Consider the following 26,584-nt stretch of genomic DNA (forward strand, 5'->3'; position numbering starts at 1 on the left):
ATTGTTTTAAAATGAAAGATGGAACACTTGGTGTTTCATATTTTTCAATTTTACTTATCTAATTAAATTTCTGTTCTGTTTTTCCAGCAGTAAGTTTGCCCCTTCAATACCCTGTAATCCACCGGTGTGGAAGCACAAAATTTTACTGTTCTCAGGAAAATATTTTTCTTCTATCATCTCAAAAACCTTCTGCATCATTTTTCCTGTATAGATCGGTTCCAGCGGAATTCCGTAGTTCATCTTAAAATCATTGATAAAACGGATATTCTCGTCTTTTATTTTACCATATCCTCCGAAGGAAGAATCTATCAGACTGAAATTTCTCTTCGAAGTTAATTTATTTATCGTTTCTTCGAGGGAATTATCCATCACAGCTTTGAAACCTATAACTTTCTGATTTTCTTCACAGAATTTCGAGATTCCTGAAATGGTTCCTCCGGTTCCTACTGCGATGCAAAGATAATCAAAATCTTTTGTTTCGTCATTCAACATTAATTTTATGCCTTGTACAGCTTCTTCATTGGTTCCGCCTTCAGGTACGATAAGCGCATTAGGAAACCCCGACTGTAAAAATTCGGTAAGCTTTTCTTTGTGACGGTATTCTTCACGGCTTACAAACTGTAGGTTCATTCCGTTTTTTCTGGCAAAAACCAAAGTTGGGTTTTCACGCCATTTGTCTTTCAGCTCTTCTCCCCTGATAATGCCTAATGTGGGAATCCCGGACTGATTTCCAACTGCGGAAACCGCTGCAATATGATTGGAAAATGCTCCGCCAAAAGTAATGATGTAAGGTTTTTGTGGTTTTTCGGCTAAATAGTTATTGATATTAAAAAACAGCTTCCAGTATTTGTTTCCTGAAATTTCAGGATGAATAAGGTCTTCTCTTTTAATAAAGAGTTTAATCTTTTTACCAACCTGGATTTCCTGAATGGGGATCTTTTTTGTGGGAAGCGGTACTATCATTTTAGCCTGAATCTGTTGTACAAAAGTAATGTTTTTTGTTTTTTTTAATTTTGCTATGAATTTAACGTTGTCATTTTAATAAAAATCTAATTTTTCTGAATTTAAACCACACTCCATAGTAAGGCAATTTGTAATTTTATTAAAGATATTTTCTGAAGCTCCAGAATTTTCTTTTTTTAAGGTAATTCAGATTATGTTCGTTGGCATAGGCTTCTCTTTCAAAGGAGATTCTCTGATAGGCCTGATATGGATTTTTTAACTTAAAAAGCCAGTAATAATATTCAATAACATAAAATAAATAGAAAAACAGAATCAGCATTTCCATTTGCTGTCTTAAATGAATTTTTTCATGATTGATCAATATTTTATTTTTCCTATCTTCGGAGTTCCTTATGAGGATAAAGGGAAAAAGAGCGATGCCGCTGATTTTTAGGAATTTCAAAAGTTTTTGGCATACAATTATCATGATAACAAATATAAAGTTTTTTGACTTAGCGATTTAACCTATGGCACTTTTTGACATCAAAGAAGGTGAAGATTTTTACTACAACGAGCAGGGGTATAAGGTTTTTACAGAAAAATTTCATCTGAAAAGAGGGCATTGCTGTAAAAGTGGCTGTAGACATTGTCCTTACGGATACGATAAAAAAACGGACACATTTATTAAAAACGATAAAAAAAATAAGTAAAATGAAAAAATATATTTTTATTTTGTTAGCCTCGGCTACTTTGGGTTTAACATCCTGCAGTCCTTTTAACGTGCGTTCTGATTATGCGCAAACCGCCAATTTCACCAATTACAGGACCTACAAGCTCAGAATTGATGATCTTAAACTGAATGACATCGACAAAGACAGAGTTCTGAATGAATTGTCTAAGCAGCTTCAAATGAAAGGCCTTCAGTCTGGAGAAAATCCGGATTTAATTATCAATGTAAAAGCCAATCATAAAAAGATCACCGATATTACCACCAGCTCTCCTTACGGAGCCTGGGGATGGGGAGGCCCTTTCGGATGGGGAATCGGGATGAACAGAACGTGGAGCAGCAATTATAATGAAGGAGCCATTATTGTTGATATGGTAGATGCAAAATCCAACAAACTGGTTTGGCAGGGAATCGGAAGCGGAATATCAGTAGACCGCCCGAAAGCCAAGCAAAAGCAGATTCCTGAAATTGTTGCCGAAATCATGAATAATTATCCTCCGCAAAGAAAATAATTTAAATCAATCATTATATATGAAAGCCGATACATTTTTTGTATCGGTTTTTTATTTAGACAAAATTATAAAAATTGGCGTGTTTTTTATGTGGTTAGAAATTGTATTTTTCGTGACAAATATGTTTTACTTCTCTAATTTCCGTATGATTTCTCGTAAATGTATGCACTACAGTATCACATTCTTTATGATCATTACTGTTCTTAATAAACTTAATAACACCGAATGTTGTAATAATTAAAGAAATAAGACCAAAATAATGTACGAACTCTTTTTTCATAATTCTTTTTAAACTGTTGACTATCGTGCTTCAAATATATAGTATTTTGAGGTTACGCCTTCAAGCAAACGGCTATTTCTATTTTTAAACTTCAATGAAATTAAGTTAATAATTATATTACAATATTGTTATTATAAAATTACTTACTCGTGAAAATCTAAACAATATTTCATTGATATTAAACAAAATTTAACAATTCCGTAATTTCATATTCATAAATTTGCCTTAATCTTACCACCTAAAATATTGACATGAAAAAATCACTATTCATTACTGTATTTGCATCTATTCTGGCAAATGCACAGGCGCCATCCGGATATTACAATTCGGCAAACGGTTTATCGGGCGCTTCATTGAAAACAGCTTTAAGCACAATTATCACCAACGGACACCAGGACAAGGGATATAGCGGACTGTGGACTGCCTATAAAACTACGGACATTGATAAGAATTATGAAAATGACGGATCCATTCTGGATATTTATTCTGAAAAACCTTCAGGTACAGATCCCTACAAATATACGCCCGGAAGCAATCAGTGCGGAACGTATTCTGTAGAAGGAAACTGCTACAACAGAGAGCACATTGTTCCTCAGAGTTTATTTAATGAAGCTTCACCCATGGTTTCCGATGTACATTTTATCAGGGCCACCGACGGAAAGGTAAACGGAATGCGCTCCAATTACCCTTTTGGAAAAGTTGGCACGGCAACATTCACTTCTAAAAACGGTTCCAAGCTTGGGAATTCGGTTTCTTCCGGATATGCCGGAACAGTTTTTGAGCCGATTGATGAATTCAAAGGAGATGTAGCGAGAATGATATTTTATTTTGTAACGCGCTATCAAAGCAAACTTTCTTCTTTTTCTTCGGGAAATATGCTGGGCAATTCAACCTTTCCCGGATTGCAGACCTGGGAGCTGAATGTTTTGCTGGCATGGCACAATCAGGATCCGGTATCGCAGGCGGAAATCAACAGGAATAATGCTTCATACACTTTTCAGGGAAACCGGAATCCATTCATCGACAATCCGAATTACGTTAACTCAATCTGGGGATCAGGATCTACAGGCGGTGGCGGAACCACAAATCCTCCAACCACAACAGGCTGCGCTAATGAAACTTTTGAAAATATCCCTACAGCTAGTTCCTCATCTTATTTAACGAGAACATGGAGCAACGGTGGAATTTCGTGGACTGCCACTGATGCGAGAACCGACCAAACCATATCTACCAAGGCAATTACCGTAAGAGACGGTGCTTTAACATCCGGAAGCTCTGCCAACGGAATCGGATCATTAACGGTAACTACACAATTGAAATTTACAGGATCAAACGGTACGTTTAATGTAAAAGTAAATGGAACAACCGTAGGAACCGTTCCATACAGCACGAATCTTACAACTACTACAATTAATAATATCAACATTTCCGGAAACGTAGCGATAACGCTGGAAAATAATTCAGCCAGCAACAGAGTGGCAATTGATAACCTTAGCTGGACCTGTTATTCCGGTGCATCGAGACAGATACAGAACATTTCTACTAAAGAAAATTTAGATAAGAATCTGCTGATTTCTCCGAATCCAATTGAGAATAATGAAATTTTTGTAAAAGGGGAAACACAAAACATTATGAAAGCTGAAATTTATAATCTCAATGGAAAAATAGTGCAGTCGTTTGAACAGCCTTTTAAAAATAGCAGAAATTCCATTAAGATAAAAAATCTTCCTGCGGGAGTTTATCTTCTGAAAATGGACAATTCCGTACTGAAGTTTATCGTAAAGTAAAACTGATATCCATTTAATATAAAAGCCTTCATCGGATTTGATGAAGGCTTTCTTTAATTTTCCTTACTGTAAATAATTACTGGCCTAACAGGTCTCGCATTCTTTCCTGCATCAGTTCAGGATCTTTCATTGCATCCCATCCTACTGTTGCGATTAATACAACAATATAAACAGCATACAATACGCTTAATATAATCCCTATAATGGCCATAATTTTACCGGCATTCAACTGTCCGTAATTAGAGTACAATGTCGGGTTATTTTTGTAAAGCTGCCCGTCTTTTTTAGCAAGAACAAGGGCAATGATCCCTGCAATAAGCCCGGGAATACTGTAGCAGCAGCAACCTACGATTGATACAATTCCTAAAATCAGGACAGCGGTTGCGTTGGGTAATTTTTGTTGATCCATAGTTTATAATTTATTTAATGTATATTTAAAAACAGATGTTTATAAAAATATGAAGTTACCATAATTATTGCATTTAAAATAGCTAAAAATATCAAAATATTTGAGTAATTCCTTTTTGTGTCTACAAAGTTTAAGATAACCACCAAAAAAAACAGCAGCACCGTGTACACCGCAGGAAACATATGAAAAGCTTCGGCAAACCTTCCTTCAAAAACCATCAAGACAGCCCTTTGGGTACCGCATCCGAAACAGTCGATACCAAAGAATTTTTTGATGGGACAGGGCAGCATGAAATCTTCAGCTTTCATATTTTTATTTTTTGTGAATCAAATATATAAAAATTAAGAAGATATTTTCGCTCTTAAATATTGATGCGGGAAAAAGCAATCTTCTTTCATTTCAAAGGAACCCTGAACTGCAATATAAGGGTTTCTCAAAATTTCCCTGGCAATAAAAATAAGATCGGCATCTCCTTTCTGAAGAATTTCTTCGGCATGTGAAACTTTTTTAATGAGTCCCACCGCTCCGGTTTTTACATCGGCTTCATTTCTTACTTGTGAAGCCAGCGGAACCTGGTAGCCTTCAAAAAGAGGAATTTTTACACCGTGAATATTTCCGCCGCTCGAAACATCAATAAGATCCACGGAATGATTTTTCAACACTTTTGCCAACTCGACACTGTCTTCAATTTCCCAACCGTTTTCTGCATATTCTGTTCCGGAAATCCTTACAAATAAAGCAATATTGTCATTCAGTTCTTCGTTGACAGCATCTACAATTTCAATGAGAAAACGGATCCTGTTTTCAAAACTTCCTCCGTATTCATCGGTTCTGATATTGGAAAGCGGAGATAAAAACTGGTGGATCAGATAACCATGGGCCGCATGAATTTCAACAACATCAAAACCTGCTTCCACCGCTCTTCTGGCAGCATTTTTAAAATTCTGAACCAGCTCTTTGATTTCTTCAACCGTTAACATATGAGGAATTCTTTCCGTAGGATGATACGGAATGGGGCTTGGCGCAATGGTTTCCCATCCTTCTTCAATGGAAATTTGTTTGGTATTCCAGGTTGAACCTTTTCTACCGGAATGTGAAAGCTGAATTCCGATTTTACTTTCTGAATGTTTGTGAACAAACTCAACAATTTTCTGAAGCTGCTTTGCCTGCTCATCATTCCATAATCCCATACAGTGATTGGTAATTCTTCCACGTGGTTCCACACCGGTTGCTTCTAATATAAGAAGTCCTGCCCCACCCTGTGCCCGACTTCCGTAATGAACAAAATGGAAGTCATTCGGAAGTCCGTCTTCACTGGAATACATGCACATCGGCGACATCACCCAACGGTTTTTCAATTCAACATTTCTGAATGTAACTGGAGTATATAACATGTTCATTTTATTTTTTTAAAAATTGAGAATTGCAAAGAACAGGCCTTTATTGCCCACCTCATGAAAAAGAAGTAATTTTATCCCCCTTTTTTTAACCCACAATATATGAAAAAAGAAACTCAGATCAGTTACGAATATTTTAAGAATAGCAGTGAACTGAACGATATAGAAAAAGAATTGTTTAAAAAAGCAAAACAAGCGCGCGAAAATGCATACGCTCCCTATTCCAACTTTCTGGTAGGATGTTCTGTGCTGCTTGAAAATGGCGAAATGTATTCCGGGAACAACCAGGAAAATGCGGCGTTTCCATCGGGACTTTGTGCTGAAAGAACAACTTTATTCTGGGTTGCTGCCAATTTTCCTGACGTTAAGATTAAAAAAATATTTGTCGTGGGAGGACACAGGGAATTTCCGGAAAAAAATCCGCCCATTCCTCCATGCGGAGCGTGCAGGCAAAGCTTAATAGAGTTTGAGACGAAACAGAATGAAAATATTGATCTTTATTTCTCGAGCATGAATGAGGAAGTGTTAAAGGTGCATTCGATTAAGGATCTGCTGCCTTTTTATTTTGATGGTACATTTTTGTAGATTTTTTTGGATGAATGATGAGTTTCGCTTGGCTAGTGAATGATGAATTTTAAAAATTGACAATTGACAGTTTACCATTGGCTTTTTGGAATTAGCATATTAACCACCCCGTCAAAAATTCTTTGAATTTTTGCCACCCCTCCAGAGGAGGGGAATTCTTGCCGTAAAACTATTACTTACAAAGACTGGGATTTCTATGGTGGCTGAGCCTGTCGAAGCCACCTGTCCTGCTACCCTAGCCCTGATTGAAACGAAAATCCCGGAATGGAGCGGCGAAGCCGCGGAATGAGGAATTGCAGTGGAAAGCAGGTTCCCGGCTCCTGAAAATTAGATAAGACAGGCTAAACTTCATCCTGTACTTTATTTATTTCTCTCTTTTTGCATTTCTGACGAATAAGTTTATCTTTGCAAAAAATTTTGGTTTCCAATCATTTGGAATGAAAAGGGAATCGGGTGTAAATCCCGGACTGTCCCCGCAACTGTAGATCGCAAAAAAAGTTTCTACGACAAACCACTGTGCAAACGGGAAGGTGTAGAAACGCGAAAGTCAGGAGACCTGCCAGAATTATAACTAAATACATTGCTTTCGGAGGAAAAGTAAAATAGAATGGATATAAAAAAATCTTTAGTACTGATTTTTTCGGCTTACGGCTGCTTTCTTTCTGCACAGGAGAAAGCCATTGATACGGTGTATATATTTGACAATCAAATGAATAAAGTAAAGCTTTTTCATAATGTCAATACGATCCGTCCGAAAGATTTCGAAAAAAATGCCACCAATCTTTCTGAACTTTTGCGGTTCCAGTCTCAGCTTTATATTAAAGAAAATGGGCGCGGTGCAGTTTCATCGCCTTCTTTCAGGGGAACGAGTGCAGGCCATACCGCTTTTGTATGGAACGGAATCAATATTAACTCAGCGTTTTTGGGGCAGGGTGATGTGAATAATATTCCGCTTTTCGGGTACGATGAACTTGAGGTGAAAGCCGGCGGCGGAAGCGTGCAGTATGGAAGTTCGGCGATTGGAGGAAGTATTCACCTTAACAATAATCTTGAATTTAATAAAGGATTTCACACCTCCCTATTTTCTGAAGCAGCGTCTTTCGGGACCTTTAATAATTTCCTGAGAACTTCTTTCAGCAATGAGAAATTCAGCGTAAAGGTTTCGGGGAATTATGTTATCAGCCAGAATGATTATGAGGTTCCGGAGAAGGAGTATATCAACAGAAACGGTAGATTTTACAATTCGTCGATCAACATCGGAGCTTCATATAAAATTGCGCCGCATCAAACGATCTCGTGGCAAAACCAAATATTTGACGGTTCCCAGCATTATCCGATATTCACGGAAAATGGCAACAAAACAAAGTATAAAGCCCAGACTTTACGCAGCCTTCTTTCCTGGGATATTACAAAAAATGATTTTTCCAACAGCCTGAAAGCGGCTTACACGGAGGATAATTTCCAGTATTTCGGAGACATTGACAAACCGAAGGAAAGTGGCGCAGAAGGTAAGAATTATATTTTCAGAAATGATTTTAATTATTTTATCACGCCGAAACTTAACGTGAATGCGATTGGAGAATTTCAGGTGAATAAAGGATCGGGCTATCAATCAGGCATCGGCGACATCAGCAGAAATATTGGCTCTGCAGCGGGCCTTATCCGATATTTTGTGACTCCTGATCTCCGTTTTGAAGCCGGTATTAAAAAAGATTTTGTAGAAAATATATCTTCTCCTTTTTTATATTCTTTTTCAGGAAAATGGCAGCCTGTGAAATGGTATCAGGTTGGGGCAAGCTTTTCAAGAAATTTTAAGTTCCCCACCTTTAATGATTTATACTGGCAAAAGGGAGGAAATCCGGATCTGGTTCCGGAAACCTCAACCAATGTGGACATGGATCATGAATTTACATTCGGAGATTTGAAATTAACCGTGAGTCCATATTATATGGATATTAAAAATTATATCAACTGGCTTCCGACGGCTGCAGGATACTGGGCTGCATTTAATACCTACAGTGTAGAAATTTACGGGCTTGATTCTCGGGTTACTTATCAGAAAAATTTTAGGGATCATCATTTTACATTTAATGGCGGATATACGTACTCCAAATCTACCAATAAAGTTACGGGATTGCAGATGATGTACGTTCCGCTGCATAAAGCTACCGGAAATATTGATTACCGTTACCGTTTCCTGAGTGTGTATGTTCAAGGGCTTTTCAATGGGCTTACTTATACCACTACCGATGAGAAAAGAGCAGATGCCATTGATCCTTATTTTGTTCTGAACACCGGAGTCTCCGCAAATTTTTTAAACCATTACACTTTAGGATTTAAGGTAAATAATATTACAGACATTGTTTATCAGACTGTTTCTTATTATCCTTTGCCTAAAAGAAATTACAGCATCTATATCAATATTAATTTTTAACATTTAACATATTATGAAAATAACTAAACTTCTGACCCTTGCTTTTGCGTTTGCATTGCTATTTACCACTTCTTGTAGCAGTGATGACAATGTAATTGATGAAACGTACTACGGAAACGGATTTTTACTAAGCAACGAGGGAAATTTCGGTAAGCCTAATGCTGATGTAACGTATATTTCTTCTGACCTGAATATGAAGCAGGATAATATTTTTTCTGCCAACAACGGAGATTCTAATCTTGGTGACGTTTTGCAGATGATCAGTTTTAGTGGCGATAATGCTTATCTTTTGCTGAATAATTCCAATAAAATTCAGGTTGTCAACAGATTCAACTTTAAAAGATCCGGGGAAATTACTGCTCAGTTGAATTCGCCGCGGTATATGGCTTTTGCGAACAATAATATTTATGTAACGAATGATAAATACGGAGGCGATAAATTTGTAAGTATTTATAAAGCTTCCGACTTATCTTTTGTTAAAAAAATCAACTTTACAGATACTGTTGAAAGAGTGGTGGAAGCCGGAAATAATATTTTTGTACAAAATGCGTCTTTCGGTTTCGGAAATAAGATTACTTATATCACGACATCTAATAATGAAGTGCAGTCTACCATCACAGTGCCAAACGGAAACATCAATAAAATGATTGCCAGCAACGGAACGGTATATGCAATTGCCGCAGGAACTGCGGATTCTTATATTTACCAGATTTCTAACACAGGAAGCATCACCAAAACTTTTACGTTGACAGGAATTAGCGATGCTACGAATCTTGAAATTGAAAAAGGTAAATTTTACTTCACTTCAGGACTAAAGGTATACGCAATGGATTTAACAGCTACCACTGTCCCTTCTGGCCCTCTGTTTATTGTAAACAACAGTGTTGATCCTTATTCTAACTTATATGGTTTCAGCGTGGTAAACGATAGAATTTTTGTTTCGGATGCGAACGGATTTACCCAAGACAGCAAGATCAGCGTGTATGCAACCAACGGATCTCTCCTGAAAACTTTTACTGCCGGTAAAGGTACTAATGGAGCATACTGGAACTAACAACTTTTGTATTTATTTAATACAATTTATTTTTTCATCATTTGTGTTTTTTCCGGGCGGTTTCTTCGAAACCGCCCGGATTTTTGTTTCTAAAAGTATACTTTAACCAAAATAATTCAACCAAGCCTATCAGCCACCAGATTGGAAATCTGAAATAGGTATATAGCAATGTAAAATTATCAACAAACAGCTGGCCTTTTATGGCTTTCTGAACCTCGGAATAAATAGAAAAAAAGGGAATGATAATGCCGAAAAGCAAAAACGCAACCAGATACAATATCCAATTGCGTTTTTTTATGATTTCATATTTCAACACTACAACATTGAAAATTGCAATGATTGTCAGGATAATATAATCGAATGGCCCGAAATACATTTAAACAAGTGTTAAGCCCAGCTTTTCTCCTTCTGCAATAACGAATTGTTTTGCTTCTTCACTGTCATTTCCAATTTCACCTTCCAGGATGGCTTCTTTCACTTTTTCCTTTAAAATTCCTATTTCGCGACCTGGTTTTAAATTAAACATTGCCATAATTTCTTCTCCTGAAATCGGCGGCTGAAAGTTTCGTACCTGGTCTTTTTCTTCCACTTCTTTAATTTTTACCGCTACATATTCAAAATTCTTTTTAAATTTTTCCTGCTTCTTGGAATTTTTGGTGGTGATATCTGCTTTACAAAGCGTAAAAAGATCTTCCAGGTCTTCCCCGGAATCAAATAAAAGCCTTCTCAATGCCGAATCTGAAGCATCATCAGTAATAAGAGCAATCGGACGTGAAGAAAGCTTTACCATCTTCTGAACATATTTCATATCCGGGCCTAAAGGGAGCTTCAGTCTTTGAAATAAAGTTTTTACCATTTTTGCGCCTAAAAACTCATGTCCGTGAAACGTCCAGCCTGTTCCTTCCACAAATTTTTTAGTTGGTGCTTTCCCGATATCATGAAGCAATGCTGCCCAGCGAAGCCAGAGCTTATCGGTATTTTCTGAAATATTGTCTACCACTTCCAGGGTATGGTAAAAATTATCTTTATGGGTTTGCCCTTCTATTTCTTCAATTCCTTTAAGATCGATTAACTCAGGGATAATCAGTTTCATTAAGCCCGTTTCTTCCATCAGCCTTAGCCCAACAGAGGGCTTTTGGGAAAGCATGATTTTATTGAATTCCACCATAATTCTTTCCATGGAAACGATTTTAATACGCTCCGCTTCCTGCTTAATAGCTTCCAGGGATTTTTCTTCAATCTGAAACTGTAATGTAGAAGCAAAACGAATAGCTCTCATCATACGCAACGGATCATCAGAATAGGTTTGAGCTGGTTCCAACGGTGTCCTGAGAATTTCTTTTTCGAGATCTTCCATTCCGTTGAAAGGATCGATTAATTCACCGAAATTTTCTTTATTTAAAGAAATAGCCATTGCATTGATGGTGAAGTCGCGTCTTTTCTGATCGTCTTCAATGGTACCGCCTTCCACTTCAGGTTTGCGGCTGTCTTCCGTGTAGCTTTCTTTTCTGGCGCCTACAAATTCAAGCTCAAGGTCTTTGTACCTGATCATGGCCGTACCATACGTTTTAAATATGGAAACTTTCATCTTCGGATCAATTTCTTTTCCTACGTTTTGGGCCAGCTCAATACCGCTTTGCTCGGTTACAAAATCAATATCTGTGGAAGCTTTTCTTTTCATCAGCAAATCACGAACGTAGCCGCCTACGATGTACACCGACTGGCCGTTTCTTTCTGCGACTTCAGAAATTATTTTAAAAAGTTTAAGGTTTTTATTTTGATTTAGGTTGATGAACATTTTTTTAGATGTTAAATGATACTGTTAAATAATAAATTAAAGCTCAACTATTATTTAACTTAAAACCACTAAGAAATCAGATTTTAGTGTAAAACTTAATTTCCGACTTCTTAATGGTTGAATGATTTTGCAAAGATAAATAAATCTTTTTTCTTATTCGCGCAGTACTTTTATTCTGTTGTCACTCCAGATTTTAATGACTGAAGAACCGGAATATTGAGATACTTTTTCCCTGTCTTCTTCTACCGCATAATCTACCAGATCAATAATCTCCTGTGAAATATCAGAGAATTTCAAAGGACTTTTTTCGCCGCTGAAATTCGCAGAAGTGGAAACCAATGGCTTATTAAGTTTGGTGATGAGTCTCTTACAAAAATCATTTTTTACCAGCCGGATTCCGATGCTTCCGTCTTCTGCCAACAGTTCTTTTGGAAGCCCTCTCGGATTTTCATAGACGATCGTAACCGGTTTTTCGCTCAAATCGATGATTTCCCAAGCCATTTCCGGAACATCGACGAGATCCTGCAGTCTTTTTTCAGATTCAACCAAAATGATCATGGATTTATTTTTTTCCCGTTTTTTGATTTCAAAAATTTTGTTGACCGCTTCTATATTGGTAGCGTCACAACCGATTCCCCAGATGGTATCTGTGGGATATACAATGATGCCGCCGGATTTTAGTATTTGTACAATGTTTTCCATAATGAATAGAGGCGGACTTTAGCCCGTCTTTCAAAGATAAAAAATTCAATTGGCTTCAGCCAAAGCTTATTTAAAATTAAATTTGTCTAAAAACTCCTTACATTCGTCAGCAAATGTTTTCTGTTGATGATGCTTTTCCTGATTGATTATATAGTTCCTTACTGTATCAACCATGGATTCTGAAACAGAAACGGCAAAATACTCTTCCTGCCAGGCAAATTTAATTTTTGTGAGTTGGTTTTTATTGATCCAAAAAGAAGATTCTCCTTTCAGCAATTGGATAACTTTTCCGATATTTTGATCTGAGCCTAAAGAAATTAAACAGTGACAATGATCAGAATAACCGTTAACAACATCCACAAAAATTCTTTTTTCTGAAGCATTTTCTTTAATATGCTTCCATACTTTTACTCTTAATGCCGAAGTATTTAAATAGGGAATTCTATTTTTTGTTGAGAAAACGACGTGGATATAAACTTTAATAAAGGCCATTTGTGTTTGTTTTGCCAAAAATAAAGATTTATTTTAAGTTTAAGCTAAAGCCCAAATGAATGTAATAAAATGAGAAACGGGCTAAAGCCCGTCTCTATTGATATCTTTGACCACGTTATTCAAATTTGAAATCAAAAGCAAGAAATAACAAGCTAAAACCGAAGAAATTTCATTATTTACTTTGAATATCACAACTCCGGCAAATATCTTTCCCTTATAATATTAAGATGATGCTGATTATGCCCGACAATCAACTTCCCTACTGTTTCTGCGTAAATCTGATTCCCGTTTGCGGTACCAATATTTTGTAAGGCTGAAGATTGGGCACTTTCCAGTAAAATCTGAGAAGATTTTCTAACTAACTGAAATTCCTCCACCAAAGAATCAAGACTTCTTTCATTGGCAAAAGACTGGCTCGCATACAGCTCTTCATCAAAGCCCGGCAACTCATTTTCATCGCCTCTTAAGAATGCAAGAATTCGGTATTGAAATACTCTTTCGGTATCTGATAAATGCAAAAGCAGTTCTTTCAATGTCCATTTTCCTTCTGCATAAGCAAACAGTGATTGTTCTTCCGAAAGCTGCGCATAGAGCTCAACCGTTTGTTCTCCGTTTTTTTTTAATTCTTCCAACCAGTTTTCGGATGGAATTAAGTCTAAATATCTTTGTATATATTTTTGAAAATCAGTCATCGTTAATAATTTATCTTAACAGTGTAGCAATTAATTATTGGTAAACTGTTACATTATTTCATTGTTATATTCATTTATTCATTCGTCCATTCGTAGAAATTTACCTCATCATAGATTTCAAATCCACAGGCAGGATATAATTTATTTCCGATATCGTTGGATTTCCCGGTTTCCAGAAGAATTCCGCATGAATTGGTAAATCTTGCCATTTTCTTGGCTTCCTCAATCAGTTCTTTTGAATATCCCTTTCCGCGATGTTGTTCATTGACAAATAAATCATTCAGCAGCCAGTAACGCTTCATCCTTGTAGAAGAAAACAGCGGATAAAGCTGTACGAAACCTACCAGTTTTCCGTTATATTCAGCGACAAAAATTTCGGAATCATTATTTTCGATTCTTTCTTTTAAAAATTTTTCTGCTGCCGGAATATCAGATGCTTTGTGGTAAAATATCCTGTACTGATCAAACAGCTCAGCCAGTTGCTGTACATCTGTGTTGGTTGCTTTTCTTGTCATTTTTTATTTGAATTTGAAATACTTTGTCAAAGATAAAAGCTGTAAGAAATAGCTTTGATAAAGTGTTTTATAAAATCAAGTTTAATTTAAGAAAAAGCTCTTTCAAGATCTGCAATAAGGTCTTCTGCATCTTCAATTCCAACACTTAAACGTACCAGATCATCGGTAATTCCCAGCTCTGCCCGTTTTTCCGCAGGGATGGAAGCGTGGGTCATCAAAGCCGGGTGATTCGCCAGAGATTCTACTCCACCCAATGATTCAGCCAGGGTGAATACTTTTACTCTTTCTAAAAACTTAATGGCATCTTCTTTTTTACCGGATTTAAAGGTAAAAGAAACCATTCCTCCAAAATCTTTCATCTGGGATTTGGCAAGCTCATATTGCGGATGAGATTCCAGACCCGGGTAGATCACCTTGTCAACGACAGGATGAGATTCAAGATATTGGGCAACAGCCATTCCGTTTTCCGAGTGTCTCTGAACTCTTAATGCCAATGTTTTAATTCCTCTTAATACAAGATAAGAGTCGTGAGGCCCTAAAATTCCGCCACTGGCAAACTGAATGAAGTGAAGTTTTTCTCCCAGCTCTGCATCTTTTGCAACCAAAGCACCTGCGATAACATCGGAGTGCCCTCCCAAATATTTTGTTGCAGAGTGCATTACAATATCCGCTCCTAAATCTATAGGCCGCTGAAGATAAGGTGTCGCAAAGGTATTATCAACAGCAACCAGAATATCTTTTCCTTTTGCTATTTCTACCACAGCCTTAATGTCAACAAGTTTCATCAGAGGATTGGTTGGCGTTTCTACCCAGATCAGCTTTGTTTTATCAGTAATAATATCAGCAATTTTTGCAGCATCATCAAAGCTTACAAAGGTAAATTTCAGCTGATATTTTTCGAAAAGCCTGGTAAACATTCTGTAGGTTCCTCCGTATAGATCATCTACTGCAATAACTTCATCTCCGGGATTTAATAATTTTAAAACACAGTCGATGGCTGCCAAACCTGACCCGAAGGCCAGCCCTCTTGCTCCATTTTCAATGCTTGCCAAAGAATCTTCCAAAGCCTGCCTTGTAGGATTTGCTGCTCTTGAATATTCGTACCCGGAATGTACACCCGGGCTTTTCTGTGCGAATGTTGATGTTAAAAATACAGGAACATTTACAGAACCTGTTGCCGATTCGTGGTGTTGCCCACCGTGTATTACTTTTGTATTGAAATTCATAATAATTTTGCTTTAAGCTTATTGCTTTTGGCATTTAGCATTAAACCAAAAACCAAAAATTTATAATTATTTTATAAGCATTTAGTAAAGCCAATTGCCGATTGCCAAATGCTAATAGCTTTTTTACATTTTTATCGCCGATTTTACAGCAAATTCTTCCGCCATTTCCTCCATCCATTGTGCTACATCTTCCTCACCAGTTGCTCTCTGGTAGGTATTTCCAAGAGAAACTAAAATCTGGTGGATAAACATTTTCATCTGGTCTACCGGCATTTCTTTGGTCCAAAGATCGATTCTCAAAGCTTCCATGGCTTTGTCGTCCCAAACCGAAATCATCGTTGCTTTTGTTGCCTCCTTCTCGATTCCTCCGTCCTGAGCGTTCCAGGTTATATTTTCTGGGATATGGTTTTCGTCCAATTCCACATCTATGGTAATCTGAGTTTTTCTCATAACATTTTATTTGTTCTAAATTTCTATATGTATAAGCCGTATATTTCTGTCGGCTTCATTTTTTATAATTTCGGCTTATATCCCGACTGATTAAAAATAACCGTTGCATCGGTATTCAGGAAATCCTGAAGTTTTACGTCCGGCTTTTGATTAAGATAAGCCTTACAGATCTGCCATCCTGTAAAAATCCCGACCTGCGGTGAAGATTCATTATCAATTTCCGTATAAAACTTTGAGAAGGGCCCGGGAGCGATAAAACGGTCTTCCAGCCTGTGATCGTCCCCGAAAATGATATTATTTTCCACAAAATAATTCCAGATATTGGCTTCATTGGCTATCGCCCATTCGTATTGCTTCTGGGTATAGTTCATTTTCAGGTAGTCCGGATAAGTCGGCAGAAATGCATCTTTAAGAATCATAATTTTTCCGTTTAGAACCATCATATCAATAAATTTCTGATGATCGGGAGATTCTTTTACAAAGCCTTCTGCGAAGATCTGCGCTACTTTAGGAACGATATTATTGGGGTTCATCGATTTCTGAAAATACATTTCAAGTCCTTTATAATTGGGGTTTCCTTCTCCCATAAAGCCGGTAACATCAATAAACAGCAGATTTCCTTTCGGATCATAAAAAATAGGATCCTGAACCATCTGTAAAGCCGATGAAAAGAGAAATACTTTAGGGCTTTTGAATGCGGGGAAATAATATTTTATATGGGAAAAAAGATCCTGAAGGTCTGCATGAAGCTTTTTTTCATCTATTTTAGCAATAGCTTCCTTGTAAATTTTTATTTCTTCCTGATCTGCTCTGCGCTTTACAAAATCGGCATCACTTACCGTACCCTGGAACCACGGAAATTCTGATTTAAATTGCGCCAATGGAAAATTCTGGTCATAAAATTTTTTAGAAATATCGGTAATTTCTACTTTTTCCGCAGGATTTTTCACTTCAACCTTCCATTTATTTTCAGGTTCTTTTGTGCAGGAATTTAATCCTAAAAAGATCAGTATTGAAAGTGCAGTAATTCTGAAAATCTTCATATTTTTACATGAAATTAAGTCTACAAAAATAATGATTTAAACATAAAACGATGATGAAAAATAAAATAATATCCGCATTGCTATTGATTTCGGCATTCCCGTTTCTCAATGGTCAGAATCTTGTTTTCAAAGACAAAAACTTTGAGAAAGCCGTGATCGAAAATTTTGATCTTAATAAAGACGGGAATATCATTCAGTTTGAAGCCGACCGTGTTGAAAACCTTTTTCTGGTTGGAAAAGGCATTACAACAGCAGAAGATCTCAGGTATTTTAAAAATGCAAAAATGATTGTGCTGGATGACAATGCTATTCCAATACTTTCACTGAAAAATGCCGATCACCTTCAGCTGTTTTCCTGTACCCGGTGCAAGACTTCTTCCTTCAGTGCTGAAAACCTCAAAAACCTAACCTCACTGTATCTTGATGACAATGGCATTGAAAATATTTTGTTCAGATCAACCCCCGCAATTAGCCAATTAACCGTATCTTTAAATAAAATTAAAGCCATTGATATCAGCGGCCTTAAAAAACTCAAAAATATAAACCTGGAACATAATCTTATCCAAAAACTGGACATTTCTCAAAATCTGAATTTAGAAACTCTGAATGTAAAACAAAATCCCATCCGGGAAGCCGACATTAAAAAAGGAGCTAAAGACGTGACCATTTTTGGGTTTCAACAACAGTAATCATCATGTATCTGGAAACCGAAAGACTGATCCTTAGAAAATTTGAAGAAATCGATGCAGAACGCATGTTTCTCATGGATTCTCATCCTGAAGTAATGAAATACATCGGAATGCCTCCACTTACCGACATCCGTGAAACTGAAAACATTATCACCGTGATCCGGCAGCAATATGCAGATTATGGCGTAGGAAGACTTGCCGTGATTGAAAAGGAAAGCGGACTGCTGATTGGATGGAGCGGGTTGAAGTTTCTTACGCAGGAAGTGAACGGCTACGAAAACGTTTATGATCTCGGTTATCGTTTCATGCCTGAATACTGGGGAAAAGGGTTTGCTTCAGAATCTGCAAAGGCTTCTCTTGATTTTGGTTTTAATGGTTTAAAAATTGATGTTATTTACGCTCATGCTCATTTTGAAAACCAGGCTTCCAACCATATTCTGAAAAAACTGGGCTTCATAAAAACCGGAGAGTTTTCCGAACCGGATGGCATCTGCTTCTGGTACGAACTGAATCGTAAAAATTATATTCAATAATCTTTTCAAAACATTTAATTTTAAAATTAAAATATCAACATATTAAAAAATAGACAATGCAGACACAAAAAGTAATCGACCATATTGTCAGCTGGCTGAAAGAATATGCCGTAAATGCTAATGTAAAAGGATATGTAATCGGTGTTTCGGGAGGTGTGGATTCCGGAGTGGTTTCTACGCTTTGCGCAATGACGGGACTTGAGGTTTTACTCTTGGAAATGCCTATCCGCCAAAAAGAAGACCAGGTAAACCGTGCTCAGGATCATATTGAAGACCTGAAGAAAAAATTTCCTAATGTACAGGGAAAAACCATCAACCTGACTCCTGTTTTTGAAAGCTTTGAAGATATTGTTCACGATCATGTGGAAGGAAGATGGAGCAATAATCTGGCGCTGGCAAATACCAGATCTCGTTTCAGAATGCTTACGCTTTATTATTTCGGGCAGCTTCACGGACTTCTGGTTTGCGGTACGGGAAATAAAGTGGAGGATTTCGGAATCGGTTTTTACACAAAATACGGAGACGGCGGTGTAGATGTTTCACCCATTGCCGATCTTTATAAAACTGAAGTATATGAGCTTGCGAAAGCCTTGAACCTGATTGAAAGCATTCAGAATGCCATTCCTACAGACGGGCTTTGGGACGCAGACAGAACTGATGAAGACCAGATCGGAGCCACGTATCCCGAGCTTGAAAAAATTCAGAAAGAATATGGCACTAAAGCAGTGGAAGAATATGAAGGCCGCGATAAAGAAGTATTCATGATTTTCGACAGAATGCATAAGGCCGCAAAACATAAAATGGTTCCTATTCCGATTTGTGATATCCCGGAAGAATGGAGAGGGTAATTTAGTGGAACAGTTTGATAATGTAACAATGTAGCAGTTTACCAATGTGATAAAGTGAGTTTTCAGGCTCTGAGGATCTTTAGTTATTTTATTAAATATTATTACATCTTTTAATTGTTACATTGTTCCATTCTTAGATTGTTATATTTTTTTAAATTAAAACTATGAACAGTAAAATAAGATCTCTGTTTTTCATCTGTATCGGACTTCTTTTCGGGATGTCTGTGATGTATATTTACCGGAATTTTATTGAGGATAAGAAAACGGGGAATTCAAAACCTGTTGTAGAATACAGCAGCGCCGGATCTTCAGTAAAAGACAATTCTTCCGTAAAGCAGCAATCCATAGAACAGCTTACGGAGCAAAATACCGTTATCCGGTTTGTTAAGAAAAACCATACGCTTCCTGAATATTACATTACTAAAAATGAAGCCAGAAAATTGGGATGGAAACCTTCTGAAGGAAATCTTTGCGAAATATTGCAGGGAAAAGCAATCGGCGGAGACCGGTTCGGGAACAGGGAAAAAGCCTTACCCGAAGGGCAGATCTATTTTGAGGCAGATGTCAATTATCACTGCGGAAACAGGAATGCAGACCGTATTATTTTCACAGAAAACGGCGATGTTTATCTCACAAAGAACCATTACAAAAGTTTTGAAAAGCAGTAATGAAAGAGATAATTAAAGAATTTCTCAGATTCAGGATTATTCTATTTTATATATTGCTTTTATATGTTTTATCTTCGTGTTCGGAAAAAAAGGAAAAAGCCATACTAGAGAAAGAACCCATTACGATTTTAGTACAGCCTTTTAAAGACATGAATTCCGGAGATATAGAATTGTTGGTGAAAGAAATCAAAAAGGTGTATCCGCAAGTAAAAGAACTTAAACCGATTGATTTACCAAAAAACAGTTATTATCAACCGAGAGATCGTTACCGTGCAGATTCTATCATTTCTTTTCTGAGCAAGAATACAAAGAAGAATTTTGTAACCATTGGTTTAACAACTAAAGACATTAGTGCGACAAAAGGAAATATAAAAGATTTCGGGATTTTGGGATTGGGGTTCAGGCCGGGAACGGCCTGCATTGCATCAAGTTTCAGGCTCAATAAAGAAAACCGGAATGAACAGCTCTTTAAAGTTGCAATACATGAGCTTGGGCACACGCAGGGGCTGAAACATTGTCCTGAAAAAAGCTGTTTTATGAGGGATGCGGAAGGTAAAAACCTCACCAATGAAGAAACGGAATTTTGTAAAAAATGCAGGCAAATTTTAATTAATAAAAACTGGAAATTCAGGTGAATATGAAAACAGTATATATAGATTTTACAGATATAGGAGATTATGATGACTTCTATGCACAACTAAAGGAAAAGCTTCCGCTTCCCGAGCATTTCGGAGATAACCTGGATGCCCTTTCGGATGTGATCACAGGCGGACTTGAAATGCCGCTTCATGTTGAGTTCGTTAATATGACGGTAGATCAGCTCGAACTTTTTGAAGATCTTCTTACCGTACTTGAAGATGCGGAAGATGAAATGGATGAGTTTACCTTTACTTATTTTCTGGAGCAATACGATGATGATGACGAAGAACCGGAAAATGATGATGAATAATTACTTATAATTTCATAAAATATAATGGCAGTATACGGATTGGTGTGCTGCCTTTTAATTTTACCGTTTGGCATCAACTGATCAATCATAAGCAAAAAGGTTGTTATTATACCGTTAATAATAGACAATGTAATTTTTAGAGTTATTCTCTGTATCTCCCTGTATAAGGCATGTATGTGGTATTAATAAATTTTTAATCAACATGTTTATTTGTTAATTTTATCTCAAACAAATAACAGTTAGATTATGATCATATGCGAAAACCTCTTGTTTTCCCATGGCGCTGAGCAACAAAATTATAATTCCGGTGAATATATCTTTGAAGAAGAGAGCACTCCGAAGTATTATTTGCAAATAAAAACCGGCACTGTAAAAATAAGCAGCTTCCTGGAAGACGGCAAAGAGTTTATCCACGGGATACCTTTCGATGGTCATTGTCTTGCAGAGACCTACCTCTTTCACGATAAAAAATATGCGGTGAATGCTATTGCCGTTACCTACTGCGAAATTATAAAACTGGAAAAAAACAAGCTGATTGAGCTTCTTCTGAGAAAACCTCAGCTGATCTTCAGCATGTATTCTTACACCGCAGACCGCATGCGTTATAAGCATATTACTGCTGCTCCGTTTTCTTTTCAGGATCCCGTTACGAAACTCAATCTTATTTTAAACCATGTAAAAACCCATTTCGGATTTAATGATCAGTTTTCTTTCCATATTCCATATACAAGGCAACAGCTTGCTTCACTCACCGGAATGCGGATAGAGACCGTTATCCGTGCAATTAAAAAGATGGAAAAACAGAACATGCTGAAAATAGACGGCACCAAAATATTTGTCTGAATAAAAAATCCTTAACAAAATTGCTAAGGATTTTTTATGCTAATTTATTGTAACCGCAAAAGAGATAAAAGTTATTACAAACCTCCGTAACAGTAAGGCTTTCAAAAGAATAAAAATCAAAAAATTTTAAGACTTTGAGATTCTTTTATTCTTTTGTACCTTTTACGGTAAAAAATTAAGACAGTTTTTTAAGATTACTTTCCAATTACTTCTGTGATTGGATTTCCTATGTTTCCGCTTGGGAACTGCATTCTCAGTAAAGAAGAAACCGTAGGCGCAATATCCGTCATAGAATATGCCTTATTGCTCTCACCATGCTGAATTCCCCATCCCATAAAAATTAAAGGAATATGTGAATCATAGGAATTCCATACACTGTGCGTCGTTCCGGTTTTGGAATATGGGGGAAGCATTGAATCGTGCGAAATCAGCTGGATATCACCGCTTCGCTGTCTGTTGATCCCGTTGATAATTCTTTGTTTAATAGGTTCCGGAATAGTAGATTGCTGTACCTTTGTTACCGAAACGGCATAAAGATCATTCGGATCATTTTCAATTTCTTCAATGGTAAAATCTCTTACTGCATCCAGATCAAGTTGATGTTCTTTAAGAAGCTTTCTGTCGAAATAGATCTGGTAGTTATCAATTGCGTTAATAAGCTTGTCAACTCCGAATTTTTCTTTCAGCTTTTCATTCATATTTTTTTCCATTCCGTCGCCAAAAAATCCGGTAGTAATTTTATGTTCCTGCAAAAAGCCTACAGAGTGCGCCCCGCCATGGTCTGCAGAAAGAAAAACAGTGTATTTCCCTTTTCCTACTTTAGCATCAAGATAGTTGAAAAACTGTGCAAGATCCTGATCCAGCCTTAAATATACATCTTCAACTTCAATAGAATTAGGCCCAAACTTATGGCCTGCATAATCTGTTGAAGCCAGATTTACCGCCAGCATATCCACCACATCGTCGCTTCCCAGCTTTTCTCCCTCCACTGCTGCTTCGGCAAGCTTCAGGGTTAATGTATTCCCGAATGGTGTATAACGGATATTATCTTTTTTATCTTTATAATCCGCAGCTAAATTGCTGTATGGAAAAACAGGTGTTTTTGCACTTCCCAATAATCCTTCCCACGAAGAATTATCCGGTGAACTTTCTGTGTATTCATTAATAGGAAGAAGTGTATTCCAGCCATTAGCAATGAGTTTTTCGGGCATTTTCCGGGCATTGAAAGCTTTTAACCATTGTGGAAGATCATTCATATACCAGCTGCTCGTAATAAAATCTCCCGTGGAGTCGTCAAACCAGAAAGCACCATTCGGGGTATGGCCTGCCGGTAAGATGGAAGCCCTGTCTTTAAGAGAAACACCTACTACTTTTCCCTGAAAATTGGTAGCTATTTTCAATTCATCGCTGATTGTGGTTGACCATAAGTTTTTCGGAGAGTGGCTTCCCACTTTTGCATTGGTAGTGCCGACTGGTTTTACTGATTCATCCGTGGTACAGTATACATTTTTACCCGTTTCCTTGTCTGTCCAGTCATTTCCCGCAATCCCGTGAATGGCCGGAACAGATCCTGTATAAATGCAGGCATGTCCCAATGCTGTAACCGTGGGCACATAAGGAATATGAACATTATTCAGAGAATATCCGGTATTCAGTAATCTCTTAAAACCATCATTGCCGTATTTGTTATAATAACGGTACAAATAATCCCATCTCATCTGGTCTACCACCAGTCCTACCACCAATTTCGGCCTTTCCAGTCCGGAATTTTTAATCTTCTGCGCATTGATTGCCGAAACAGACAGAATCACTGCCGCAGCAATCGAAATTTTCCTAAGCATTGAATTACATTTTATTGTGAGCAAATTTACGGGTTTTGAAATGTTGGTGTATGAAATTTTGTTTAAATTTAAGTTTCAGATTACGGATACTATGTATTATCTGATATGGATTAAAATATAAAGCGGTAAATAAGAGCCTGTTAAATTTATTTTTTACCATTAAGAAATTAAGCTCTTTTAGCTTAAAAAACTTAATAAAAATCAATCTATTGATTCCTTAATCAGAATAAATTTAACTTACTGAAATTCTTAATGTTAAATTTAAGAATAAACAGAGGTTGTTTTAATTTAAAAAATTAAAACGAAGCTATAAAATGTATTTAATAAAATTTAAACAGGCTCTAATTGTTTCAAAAACTTTAAGGTACATTATTTGTATGGAGTTTGTTTCAAATTACTTAAATTTGGGAAATATCAAATCCTTAATAATAAACAGAAAAAATGAAACTTCTCCGCCCACTTCTTTTATCAGTTTCCATCCTTTTGTTCGCATGGCTTTTTATAAGCAATATCAACCTGATCAATGTTGCCACCACGCTCAACGAAGCTGAAATCAGTTCGGAGATCAAAAAGGTAAATGAATTTACGGATATTGACCGACTTAAGGAATTTGCCATTGAAAAAATCAACTATATGGAAACCATCAGAAACCGGTTTGCTGAAAACGCCATGATCAGAGTGGCGGTAATTTCGGTTCTCATCATTTTGCAGGTTTTGCTTTACGCAACGGGCGGTAATATGTTCAGCACAAAAGCTGCACGCTAAATATTCATTTCATATAAATCAAAACAATATTTTATTTTATCAATGGAAATCCGAAAACTTGGGCATCTTTCCGGCAATCCCGTTTTGGAATGGGGCTTAAGCGGCTATACTACCGAAAAAATATATGTTGTTTCAGCCATCGGAGCGGGAAATACATTTGAATTCAGTGTAAGAGAAAAAAAACAGCATTACACCAAAATCCGGAATTTCAGCGATGAAGATTTTGAAAGGTTAAATTCCATCATAAATAAAGGCTATTCTTTTGGTGCATTTCATGATGATGAGCTTATAGCTTGGGCTGTATGTGATTTCAGAAAGTGGAATAACAGCTTTTGTATCAAAGATATTCTGGTACATGAATCGTTCAGAGGTCAGAATATAGGAAGGATGCTCATTAAAGCAATCAACCGTGAAGCCCGTGATCTGCAATGCCGAATGGTAGAAGCTGAAACCCAGAACACCAATTACCACGCAATCAAATTTTTTCAGAAAGCAGGATTTATCATAACCGGAATCAACACGAAATTGTATAATGACTCTGTGGAAACGGCGATTTTTATGAGCTATGATTTGATGATGTAGCTTTGATCAAGTTTCTGATAGCGCACCAAATAAAATAACAGAGATTTATTGGTTTTAAAATTTGATTTTGATTAAAATTTATAAGTAACAAAAGAAACTCCGCGCCCTTCGGGCGCGGAGTTTCTACAAGATATATAAAAAGTTATCTATTAAAATTTAAGATCGCCATTTACTTCTCTTACTGCATTGGCAGCTTCAGCGAATTTCAATTGTTCTTCGGCAGTAAGGGTTACGTTTACGATTTTTTCAACACCGTTTGCACCGATGATTGCCGGAACACCAAGGCAAATGTCGTTTTGTCCATATTCCCCTTCAAGCATTAAAGAACAAGGGATCATTTTCTTCTGGTCGCACGCAATAGCCTGAACCATTACCGAAACAGCAGCTCCCGGAGCGTACCATGCAGAAGTTCCCAATAATTTAGTAAGGGTAGCACCTCCTACTTTTGTTTCTTCGATTACATATTTTTGTTGTTCAGCATCAAGGAATTCCGTTACAGGAACCCCGTTTCTTGTAGCCTTGCTCAATAAAGGGAGCATTCCCGTATCACTGTGCGCCGCGATTACCATTCCGTCTACGTCGGAAATAGGAGCTTCCAATGCTTCCGCCAGTCTGTATTTGAATCTTGCAGAATCCAGCGCACCCCCCATCCCAATAATTTTGTGCTTAGGAAGACCGGAAGTTTTGTGTACAAGATACGCCATTGTATCCATAGGATTGGAAACTACGATGATGATTACCTCCGGAGAATGCTTTACTAAATTTTCAGTAACTTCTTTTACGATTCCTGCGTTGATTCCGATGAGTTCTTCTCTTGTCATCCCAGGTTTTCTTGGAATACCGGATGTAATAACCGCTACGTGAGAACCTGCAGTTTTGCTGTAATCTCCTGTTGTTCCGGTAATTTTCGTATCGAATCCGTTAAGAGATGCCGTCTGCATCAGATCCATTGCCTTACCTTCGGCAAATCCTTCTTTAATATCTACCAAAACCACTTCCGAACAGAAGTTTTTCATTGCGATGTATTCTGCACAGCTTGCTCCTACAGCGCCTGCACCTACTACAGTTACTTTCATAATTTATTTATTTTTTATTAATTTGTTATTGCAAAACCTTGCGGCTTCATTCTGATTTATTTCCTGAATTGCTTTGTCATTATATTGAAAGCTCCCAAATTTAACAATTCCTGAAAAATTGAGCAATCTTTCAGGAATTTAATTATCTTTAAAATGTTATTTAGCGTATAAAAGCTGCTTAATTGACGTTGAGCAGGAATGTATAAAGCTTTCTGGCCCCGGATAACACCTCATCGTATTTGTTTTCGTGAACTTCGGCATCAAGGGTTTCTTTAAAATTTTTCCACATCGCTCCGGTATTTTCATGGTAGCAGCCGAAGAAATTAAAGGTAACATCATCAAAGCCTTCTGTTTTGGAAAGCTGTCTGGCAATGACATTCCCACCCAAAGTAGAGCCTTCTATGACATACATCGCTCCGAGTGCTTCGTGCAGGCTGGTCAATTCCAATTCATTTCCTGCAGCAGTTTTTTCCAGCAAAAGACTTTTAAGGTCTTTTTCAATTAAAGGAAGCTTTTTTCTGTCGCTGAGCTGCAGTTTTTCTGAATATTTATCAAGTTCTTTGAAAATCTTATTTTCAGAATGCAGAAGCATCAGGTAATTGGTGTGAATAATTTTTTTGTAATCTTCAAGAGTAAATGTTTTATTGAAAATTTTTTGCGAGTTGAAAAGCTTTTCGGCAGCAATGTGGTAAGATGCCGTATGCTGTTTTAGATATTCTGATACAGTCATAAGGATTTGATATTC

The 26,584-nt window shown here is 37.1% G+C and carries 31 protein-coding genes and 1 riboswitch; of the genes, 15 read left to right on the forward strand and 16 right to left on the reverse strand.

Annotation, left to right across the window (positions count from 1 at the left end; translation table 11 throughout):
* Window positions 1–54: 54 nt before the first annotated feature.
* Both SOP96_RS03670 and SOP96_RS03675 read right to left on the reverse strand, forming a co-directional pair.
* Window positions 55–963 (reverse strand): 1-aminocyclopropane-1-carboxylate deaminase/D-cysteine desulfhydrase, encoded by a 909-nt coding sequence (locus SOP96_RS03670; protein WP_326319838.1) that lies wholly within the window; start codon window positions 961–963, stop codon window positions 55–57.
* 139 nt (window positions 964–1,102) lie between these two features.
* Entirely contained in the window at window positions 1,103–1,429 is a 327-nt protein-coding gene (locus tag SOP96_RS03675; RefSeq protein WP_326319839.1) for a hypothetical protein, read from the reverse strand.
* 40 nt (window positions 1,430–1,469) lie between these two features.
* Here SOP96_RS03675 and SOP96_RS03680 point away from each other — a divergent pair, with 40 nt between their 5' ends.
* The 3 genes from SOP96_RS03680 (at window position 1,470) to SOP96_RS03690 (ending at window position 4,248) form a co-directional block, all read left to right on the forward strand.
* Window positions 1,470–1,652, forward strand: a complete 183-nt coding sequence (locus SOP96_RS03680) for a DUF5522 domain-containing protein (protein ID WP_029294953.1) — start codon at window positions 1,470–1,472, stop codon at window positions 1,650–1,652.
* 1 nt (window position 1,653) lies between these two features.
* Window positions 1,654–2,181, forward strand: coding sequence for a DUF4136 domain-containing protein (locus SOP96_RS03685; RefSeq protein WP_326319840.1), 528 nt, complete (start codon window positions 1,654–1,656; stop codon window positions 2,179–2,181).
* A gap of 531 nt (window positions 2,182–2,712) precedes the next feature.
* Window positions 2,713–4,248 (forward strand): endonuclease, encoded by a 1,536-nt coding sequence (locus tag SOP96_RS03690; protein ID WP_326319841.1) that lies wholly within the window; start codon window positions 2,713–2,715, stop codon window positions 4,246–4,248.
* Between the two features lie 76 nt (window positions 4,249–4,324).
* Here SOP96_RS03690 and SOP96_RS03695 read toward each other — a convergent pair whose 3' ends face one another.
* The 3 genes from SOP96_RS03695 to SOP96_RS03705 are packed head-to-tail and all read right to left on the reverse strand — an operon-like array spanning window position 4,325 to window position 6,051.
* Window positions 4,325–4,657, reverse strand: a complete 333-nt coding sequence (locus SOP96_RS03695) for a CCC motif membrane protein (RefSeq protein WP_326319842.1) — start codon at window positions 4,655–4,657, stop codon at window positions 4,325–4,327.
* Window positions 4,658–4,671: 14 nt separating this feature from the next.
* Complete coding sequence (locus SOP96_RS03700) at window positions 4,672–4,965, reverse strand: DUF2752 domain-containing protein (protein WP_326319843.1); 294 nt, start codon at window positions 4,963–4,965, stop codon at window positions 4,672–4,674.
* Window positions 4,966–4,998: 33 nt separating this feature from the next.
* Window positions 4,999–6,051, reverse strand: coding sequence for an NADH:flavin oxidoreductase/NADH oxidase (locus SOP96_RS03705; protein ID WP_326319871.1), 1,053 nt, complete (start codon window positions 6,049–6,051; stop codon window positions 4,999–5,001).
* A 105-nt stretch (window positions 6,052–6,156) separates the two neighbouring features.
* Here SOP96_RS03705 and SOP96_RS03710 point away from each other — a divergent pair, with 105 nt between their 5' ends.
* From SOP96_RS03710 to SOP96_RS03720, 3 genes are all read left to right on the forward strand, one after another.
* Window positions 6,157–6,639, forward strand: a complete 483-nt coding sequence (locus tag SOP96_RS03710; protein WP_326319844.1) for a cytidine deaminase — start codon at window positions 6,157–6,159, stop codon at window positions 6,637–6,639.
* 401 nt (window positions 6,640–7,040) lie between these two features.
* Window positions 7,041–7,217, forward strand: a riboswitch (cobalamin riboswitch).
* Between the two features lie 29 nt (window positions 7,218–7,246).
* Window positions 7,247–9,073 (forward strand): TonB-dependent receptor plug domain-containing protein, encoded by a 1,827-nt coding sequence (locus tag SOP96_RS03715; RefSeq protein WP_326319845.1) that lies wholly within the window; start codon window positions 7,247–7,249, stop codon window positions 9,071–9,073.
* A 13-nt stretch (window positions 9,074–9,086) separates the two neighbouring features.
* Window positions 9,087–10,127, forward strand: coding sequence for a YncE family protein (locus SOP96_RS03720; protein ID WP_326319846.1), 1,041 nt, complete (start codon window positions 9,087–9,089; stop codon window positions 10,125–10,127).
* 376 nt (window positions 10,128–10,503) lie between these two features.
* Here the strand turns inward: SOP96_RS03720 and SOP96_RS03725 are convergent, their stop codons facing one another.
* The 8 genes from SOP96_RS03725 to gldB form a co-directional block, all read right to left on the reverse strand.
* On the reverse strand, window positions 10,504–11,925 hold the full coding sequence (locus tag SOP96_RS03725; protein WP_326319847.1) for a CCA tRNA nucleotidyltransferase: 1,422 nt from the start codon (window positions 11,923–11,925) through the stop codon (window positions 10,504–10,506).
* Window positions 11,926–12,078: 153 nt separating this feature from the next.
* Window positions 12,079–12,627: an L-threonylcarbamoyladenylate synthase gene (locus SOP96_RS03730; protein ID WP_326319848.1), complete on the reverse strand. Its 549-nt coding sequence runs from the start codon at window positions 12,625–12,627 to the stop codon at window positions 12,079–12,081.
* Window positions 12,628–12,693: 66 nt separating this feature from the next.
* Window positions 12,694–13,119 (reverse strand): IS200/IS605 family transposase, encoded by a 426-nt coding sequence (gene tnpA / locus SOP96_RS03735; RefSeq protein WP_326319849.1) that lies wholly within the window; start codon window positions 13,117–13,119, stop codon window positions 12,694–12,696.
* Between the two features lie 188 nt (window positions 13,120–13,307).
* Complete coding sequence (locus SOP96_RS03740) at window positions 13,308–13,811, reverse strand: DinB family protein (RefSeq protein WP_326319850.1); 504 nt, start codon at window positions 13,809–13,811, stop codon at window positions 13,308–13,310.
* Window positions 13,812–13,885: 74 nt separating this feature from the next.
* Entirely contained in the window at window positions 13,886–14,326 is a 441-nt protein-coding gene (locus SOP96_RS03745) for a GNAT family N-acetyltransferase (protein WP_326319851.1), read from the reverse strand.
* A gap of 86 nt (window positions 14,327–14,412) precedes the next feature.
* Window positions 14,413–15,552, reverse strand: coding sequence for a cystathionine gamma-synthase (locus tag SOP96_RS03750; protein WP_326319852.1), 1,140 nt, complete (start codon window positions 15,550–15,552; stop codon window positions 14,413–14,415).
* 123 nt (window positions 15,553–15,675) lie between these two features.
* Window positions 15,676–16,002 (reverse strand): gliding motility protein GldC, encoded by a 327-nt coding sequence (gene gldC, locus SOP96_RS03755; protein WP_072885393.1) that lies wholly within the window; start codon window positions 16,000–16,002, stop codon window positions 15,676–15,678.
* 62 nt (window positions 16,003–16,064) lie between these two features.
* Entirely contained in the window at window positions 16,065–17,045 is a 981-nt protein-coding gene (gldB, locus tag SOP96_RS03760; RefSeq protein ID WP_326319853.1) for a gliding motility lipoprotein GldB, read from the reverse strand.
* A 50-nt stretch (window positions 17,046–17,095) separates the two neighbouring features.
* Here gldB and SOP96_RS03765 point away from each other — a divergent pair, with 50 nt between their 5' ends.
* The 7 genes from SOP96_RS03765 to SOP96_RS03795 all read left to right on the forward strand — a co-directional run bounded on the left by SOP96_RS03765 (window position 17,096) and on the right by SOP96_RS03795 (window position 21,575).
* Window positions 17,096–17,734: a leucine-rich repeat domain-containing protein gene (locus tag SOP96_RS03765; RefSeq protein ID WP_326319854.1), complete on the forward strand. Its 639-nt coding sequence runs from the start codon at window positions 17,096–17,098 to the stop codon at window positions 17,732–17,734.
* A gap of 5 nt (window positions 17,735–17,739) precedes the next feature.
* The gene (locus SOP96_RS03770) at window positions 17,740–18,267 is read left to right on the forward strand and encodes a GNAT family N-acetyltransferase (RefSeq protein WP_326319855.1); all 528 of its coding nucleotides are present in this window, start codon (window positions 17,740–17,742) and stop codon (window positions 18,265–18,267) included.
* A gap of 56 nt (window positions 18,268–18,323) precedes the next feature.
* On the forward strand, window positions 18,324–19,115 hold the full coding sequence (gene nadE, locus SOP96_RS03775; RefSeq protein WP_326319856.1) for an NAD(+) synthase: 792 nt from the start codon (window positions 18,324–18,326) through the stop codon (window positions 19,113–19,115).
* Between the two features lie 164 nt (window positions 19,116–19,279).
* Window positions 19,280–19,783 carry a ribonuclease domain-containing protein gene (locus tag SOP96_RS03780; RefSeq protein WP_326319857.1) on the forward strand — a complete coding sequence of 168 codons (504 nt, stop codon included), beginning with the start codon at window positions 19,280–19,282 and terminating at the stop codon, window positions 19,781–19,783.
* Entirely contained in the window at window positions 19,783–20,418 is a 636-nt protein-coding gene (locus SOP96_RS03785) for a matrixin family metalloprotease (protein WP_326319858.1), read from the forward strand. The genes SOP96_RS03780 and SOP96_RS03785 overlap by 1 nt, the downstream gene beginning before the upstream one ends.
* Window positions 20,419–20,420: 2 nt before the next feature.
* Window positions 20,421–20,732: a barstar family protein gene (locus tag SOP96_RS03790; RefSeq protein WP_326319859.1), complete on the forward strand. Its 312-nt coding sequence runs from the start codon at window positions 20,421–20,423 to the stop codon at window positions 20,730–20,732.
* A 246-nt stretch (window positions 20,733–20,978) separates the two neighbouring features.
* On the forward strand, window positions 20,979–21,575 hold the full coding sequence (locus tag SOP96_RS03795; protein ID WP_326319860.1) for a Crp/Fnr family transcriptional regulator: 597 nt from the start codon (window positions 20,979–20,981) through the stop codon (window positions 21,573–21,575).
* Between the two features lie 194 nt (window positions 21,576–21,769).
* Here the strand turns inward: SOP96_RS03795 and pafA are convergent, their stop codons facing one another.
* Window positions 21,770–23,416, reverse strand: coding sequence for an alkaline phosphatase PafA (gene pafA / locus SOP96_RS03800; RefSeq protein WP_326319861.1), 1,647 nt, complete (start codon window positions 23,414–23,416; stop codon window positions 21,770–21,772).
* A gap of 441 nt (window positions 23,417–23,857) precedes the next feature.
* On the opposite strand from pafA, the gene SOP96_RS03805 reads away from it, so the two are divergent.
* Both SOP96_RS03805 and SOP96_RS03810 read left to right on the forward strand, forming a co-directional pair.
* Entirely contained in the window at window positions 23,858–24,181 is a 324-nt protein-coding gene (locus tag SOP96_RS03805; protein WP_326319862.1) for a hypothetical protein, read from the forward strand.
* Window positions 24,182–24,223: 42 nt separating this feature from the next.
* Window positions 24,224–24,763: a GNAT family N-acetyltransferase gene (locus SOP96_RS03810; RefSeq protein WP_326319863.1), complete on the forward strand. Its 540-nt coding sequence runs from the start codon at window positions 24,224–24,226 to the stop codon at window positions 24,761–24,763.
* Between the two features lie 149 nt (window positions 24,764–24,912).
* On the opposite strand, the gene SOP96_RS03815 is transcribed toward SOP96_RS03810, so the two are convergent.
* Both SOP96_RS03815 and SOP96_RS03820 read right to left on the reverse strand, forming a co-directional pair.
* Window positions 24,913–25,839: a malate dehydrogenase gene (locus SOP96_RS03815; RefSeq protein ID WP_029294870.1), complete on the reverse strand. Its 927-nt coding sequence runs from the start codon at window positions 25,837–25,839 to the stop codon at window positions 24,913–24,915.
* 178 nt (window positions 25,840–26,017) lie between these two features.
* The gene (locus SOP96_RS03820) at window positions 26,018–26,569 is read right to left on the reverse strand and encodes a biliverdin-producing heme oxygenase (protein WP_326319864.1); all 552 of its coding nucleotides are present in this window, start codon (window positions 26,567–26,569) and stop codon (window positions 26,018–26,020) included.
* Between the last annotated feature and the right edge of the window lie 15 nt (window positions 26,570–26,584).

Source organism: Chryseobacterium salviniae, from assembly GCF_035819015.1.
Lineage (GTDB): Bacteria > Bacteroidota > Bacteroidia > Flavobacteriales > Weeksellaceae > Chryseobacterium > Chryseobacterium salviniae.

What these genes read in the sequence shown, in the direction of transcription:
- SOP96_RS03725 (WP_326319847.1), bottom strand. Translation starts at nt 11,925, where the DNA reads ATGTTCATCAACCTAAATCAAAATAAAAACCTTAAACTTTTTAAAATA.
- SOP96_RS03785 (WP_326319858.1), top strand. Translation starts at nt 19,783, where the DNA reads ATGAAAGAGATAATTAAAGAATTTCTCAGATTCAGGATTATTCTATTT.
- SOP96_RS03690 (WP_326319841.1), top strand. Translation starts at nt 2,713, where the DNA reads ATGAAAAAATCACTATTCATTACTGTATTTGCATCTATTCTGGCAAAT.
- SOP96_RS03730 (WP_326319848.1), bottom strand. Translation starts at nt 12,627, where the DNA reads ATGGAAAACATTGTACAAATACTAAAATCCGGCGGCATCATTGTATAT.
- SOP96_RS03770 (WP_326319855.1), top strand. Translation starts at nt 17,740, where the DNA reads ATGTATCTGGAAACCGAAAGACTGATCCTTAGAAAATTTGAAGAAATC.
- gldC (WP_072885393.1), bottom strand. Translation starts at nt 16,002, where the DNA reads ATGAGAAAAACTCAGATTACCATAGATGTGGAATTGGACGAAAACCAT.
- SOP96_RS03670 (WP_326319838.1), bottom strand. Translation starts at nt 963, where the DNA reads ATGATAGTACCGCTTCCCACAAAAAAGATCCCCATTCAGGAAATCCAG.
- SOP96_RS03705 (WP_326319871.1), bottom strand. Translation starts at nt 6,051, where the DNA reads ATGTTATATACTCCAGTTACATTCAGAAATGTTGAATTGAAAAACCGT.
- SOP96_RS03710 (WP_326319844.1), top strand. Translation starts at nt 6,157, where the DNA reads ATGAAAAAAGAAACTCAGATCAGTTACGAATATTTTAAGAATAGCAGT.
- nadE (WP_326319856.1), top strand. Translation starts at nt 18,324, where the DNA reads ATGCAGACACAAAAAGTAATCGACCATATTGTCAGCTGGCTGAAAGAA.
- SOP96_RS03790 (WP_326319859.1), top strand. Translation starts at nt 20,421, where the DNA reads ATGAAAACAGTATATATAGATTTTACAGATATAGGAGATTATGATGAC.
- pafA (WP_326319861.1), bottom strand. Translation starts at nt 23,416, where the DNA reads ATGCTTAGGAAAATTTCGATTGCTGCGGCAGTGATTCTGTCTGTTTCG.
- tnpA (WP_326319849.1), bottom strand. Translation starts at nt 13,119, where the DNA reads ATGGCCTTTATTAAAGTTTATATCCACGTCGTTTTCTCAACAAAAAAT.
- SOP96_RS03695 (WP_326319842.1), bottom strand. Translation starts at nt 4,657, where the DNA reads ATGGATCAACAAAAATTACCCAACGCAACCGCTGTCCTGATTTTAGGA.
- SOP96_RS03745 (WP_326319851.1), bottom strand. Translation starts at nt 14,326, where the DNA reads ATGACAAGAAAAGCAACCAACACAGATGTACAGCAACTGGCTGAGCTG.
- SOP96_RS03805 (WP_326319862.1), top strand. Translation starts at nt 23,858, where the DNA reads ATGAAACTTCTCCGCCCACTTCTTTTATCAGTTTCCATCCTTTTGTTC.
- SOP96_RS03715 (WP_326319845.1), top strand. Translation starts at nt 7,247, where the DNA reads ATGGATATAAAAAAATCTTTAGTACTGATTTTTTCGGCTTACGGCTGC.
- SOP96_RS03720 (WP_326319846.1), top strand. Translation starts at nt 9,087, where the DNA reads ATGAAAATAACTAAACTTCTGACCCTTGCTTTTGCGTTTGCATTGCTA.
- SOP96_RS03700 (WP_326319843.1), bottom strand. Translation starts at nt 4,965, where the DNA reads ATGAAAGCTGAAGATTTCATGCTGCCCTGTCCCATCAAAAAATTCTTT.
- SOP96_RS03765 (WP_326319854.1), top strand. Translation starts at nt 17,096, where the DNA reads ATGATGAAAAATAAAATAATATCCGCATTGCTATTGATTTCGGCATTC.
- SOP96_RS03820 (WP_326319864.1), bottom strand. Translation starts at nt 26,569, where the DNA reads ATGACTGTATCAGAATATCTAAAACAGCATACGGCATCTTACCACATT.
- SOP96_RS03795 (WP_326319860.1), top strand. Translation starts at nt 20,979, where the DNA reads ATGATCATATGCGAAAACCTCTTGTTTTCCCATGGCGCTGAGCAACAA.
- gldB (WP_326319853.1), bottom strand. Translation starts at nt 17,045, where the DNA reads ATGAAGATTTTCAGAATTACTGCACTTTCAATACTGATCTTTTTAGGA.
- SOP96_RS03780 (WP_326319857.1), top strand. Translation starts at nt 19,280, where the DNA reads ATGAACAGTAAAATAAGATCTCTGTTTTTCATCTGTATCGGACTTCTT.
- SOP96_RS03675 (WP_326319839.1), bottom strand. Translation starts at nt 1,429, where the DNA reads ATGATAATTGTATGCCAAAAACTTTTGAAATTCCTAAAAATCAGCGGC.
- SOP96_RS03750 (WP_326319852.1), bottom strand. Translation starts at nt 15,552, where the DNA reads ATGAATTTCAATACAAAAGTAATACACGGTGGGCAACACCACGAATCG.
- SOP96_RS03740 (WP_326319850.1), bottom strand. Translation starts at nt 13,811, where the DNA reads ATGACTGATTTTCAAAAATATATACAAAGATATTTAGACTTAATTCCA.
- SOP96_RS03685 (WP_326319840.1), top strand. Translation starts at nt 1,654, where the DNA reads ATGAAAAAATATATTTTTATTTTGTTAGCCTCGGCTACTTTGGGTTTA.
- SOP96_RS03680 (WP_029294953.1), top strand. Translation starts at nt 1,470, where the DNA reads ATGGCACTTTTTGACATCAAAGAAGGTGAAGATTTTTACTACAACGAG.
- SOP96_RS03810 (WP_326319863.1), top strand. Translation starts at nt 24,224, where the DNA reads ATGGAAATCCGAAAACTTGGGCATCTTTCCGGCAATCCCGTTTTGGAA.
- SOP96_RS03815 (WP_029294870.1), bottom strand. Translation starts at nt 25,839, where the DNA reads ATGAAAGTAACTGTAGTAGGTGCAGGCGCTGTAGGAGCAAGCTGTGCA.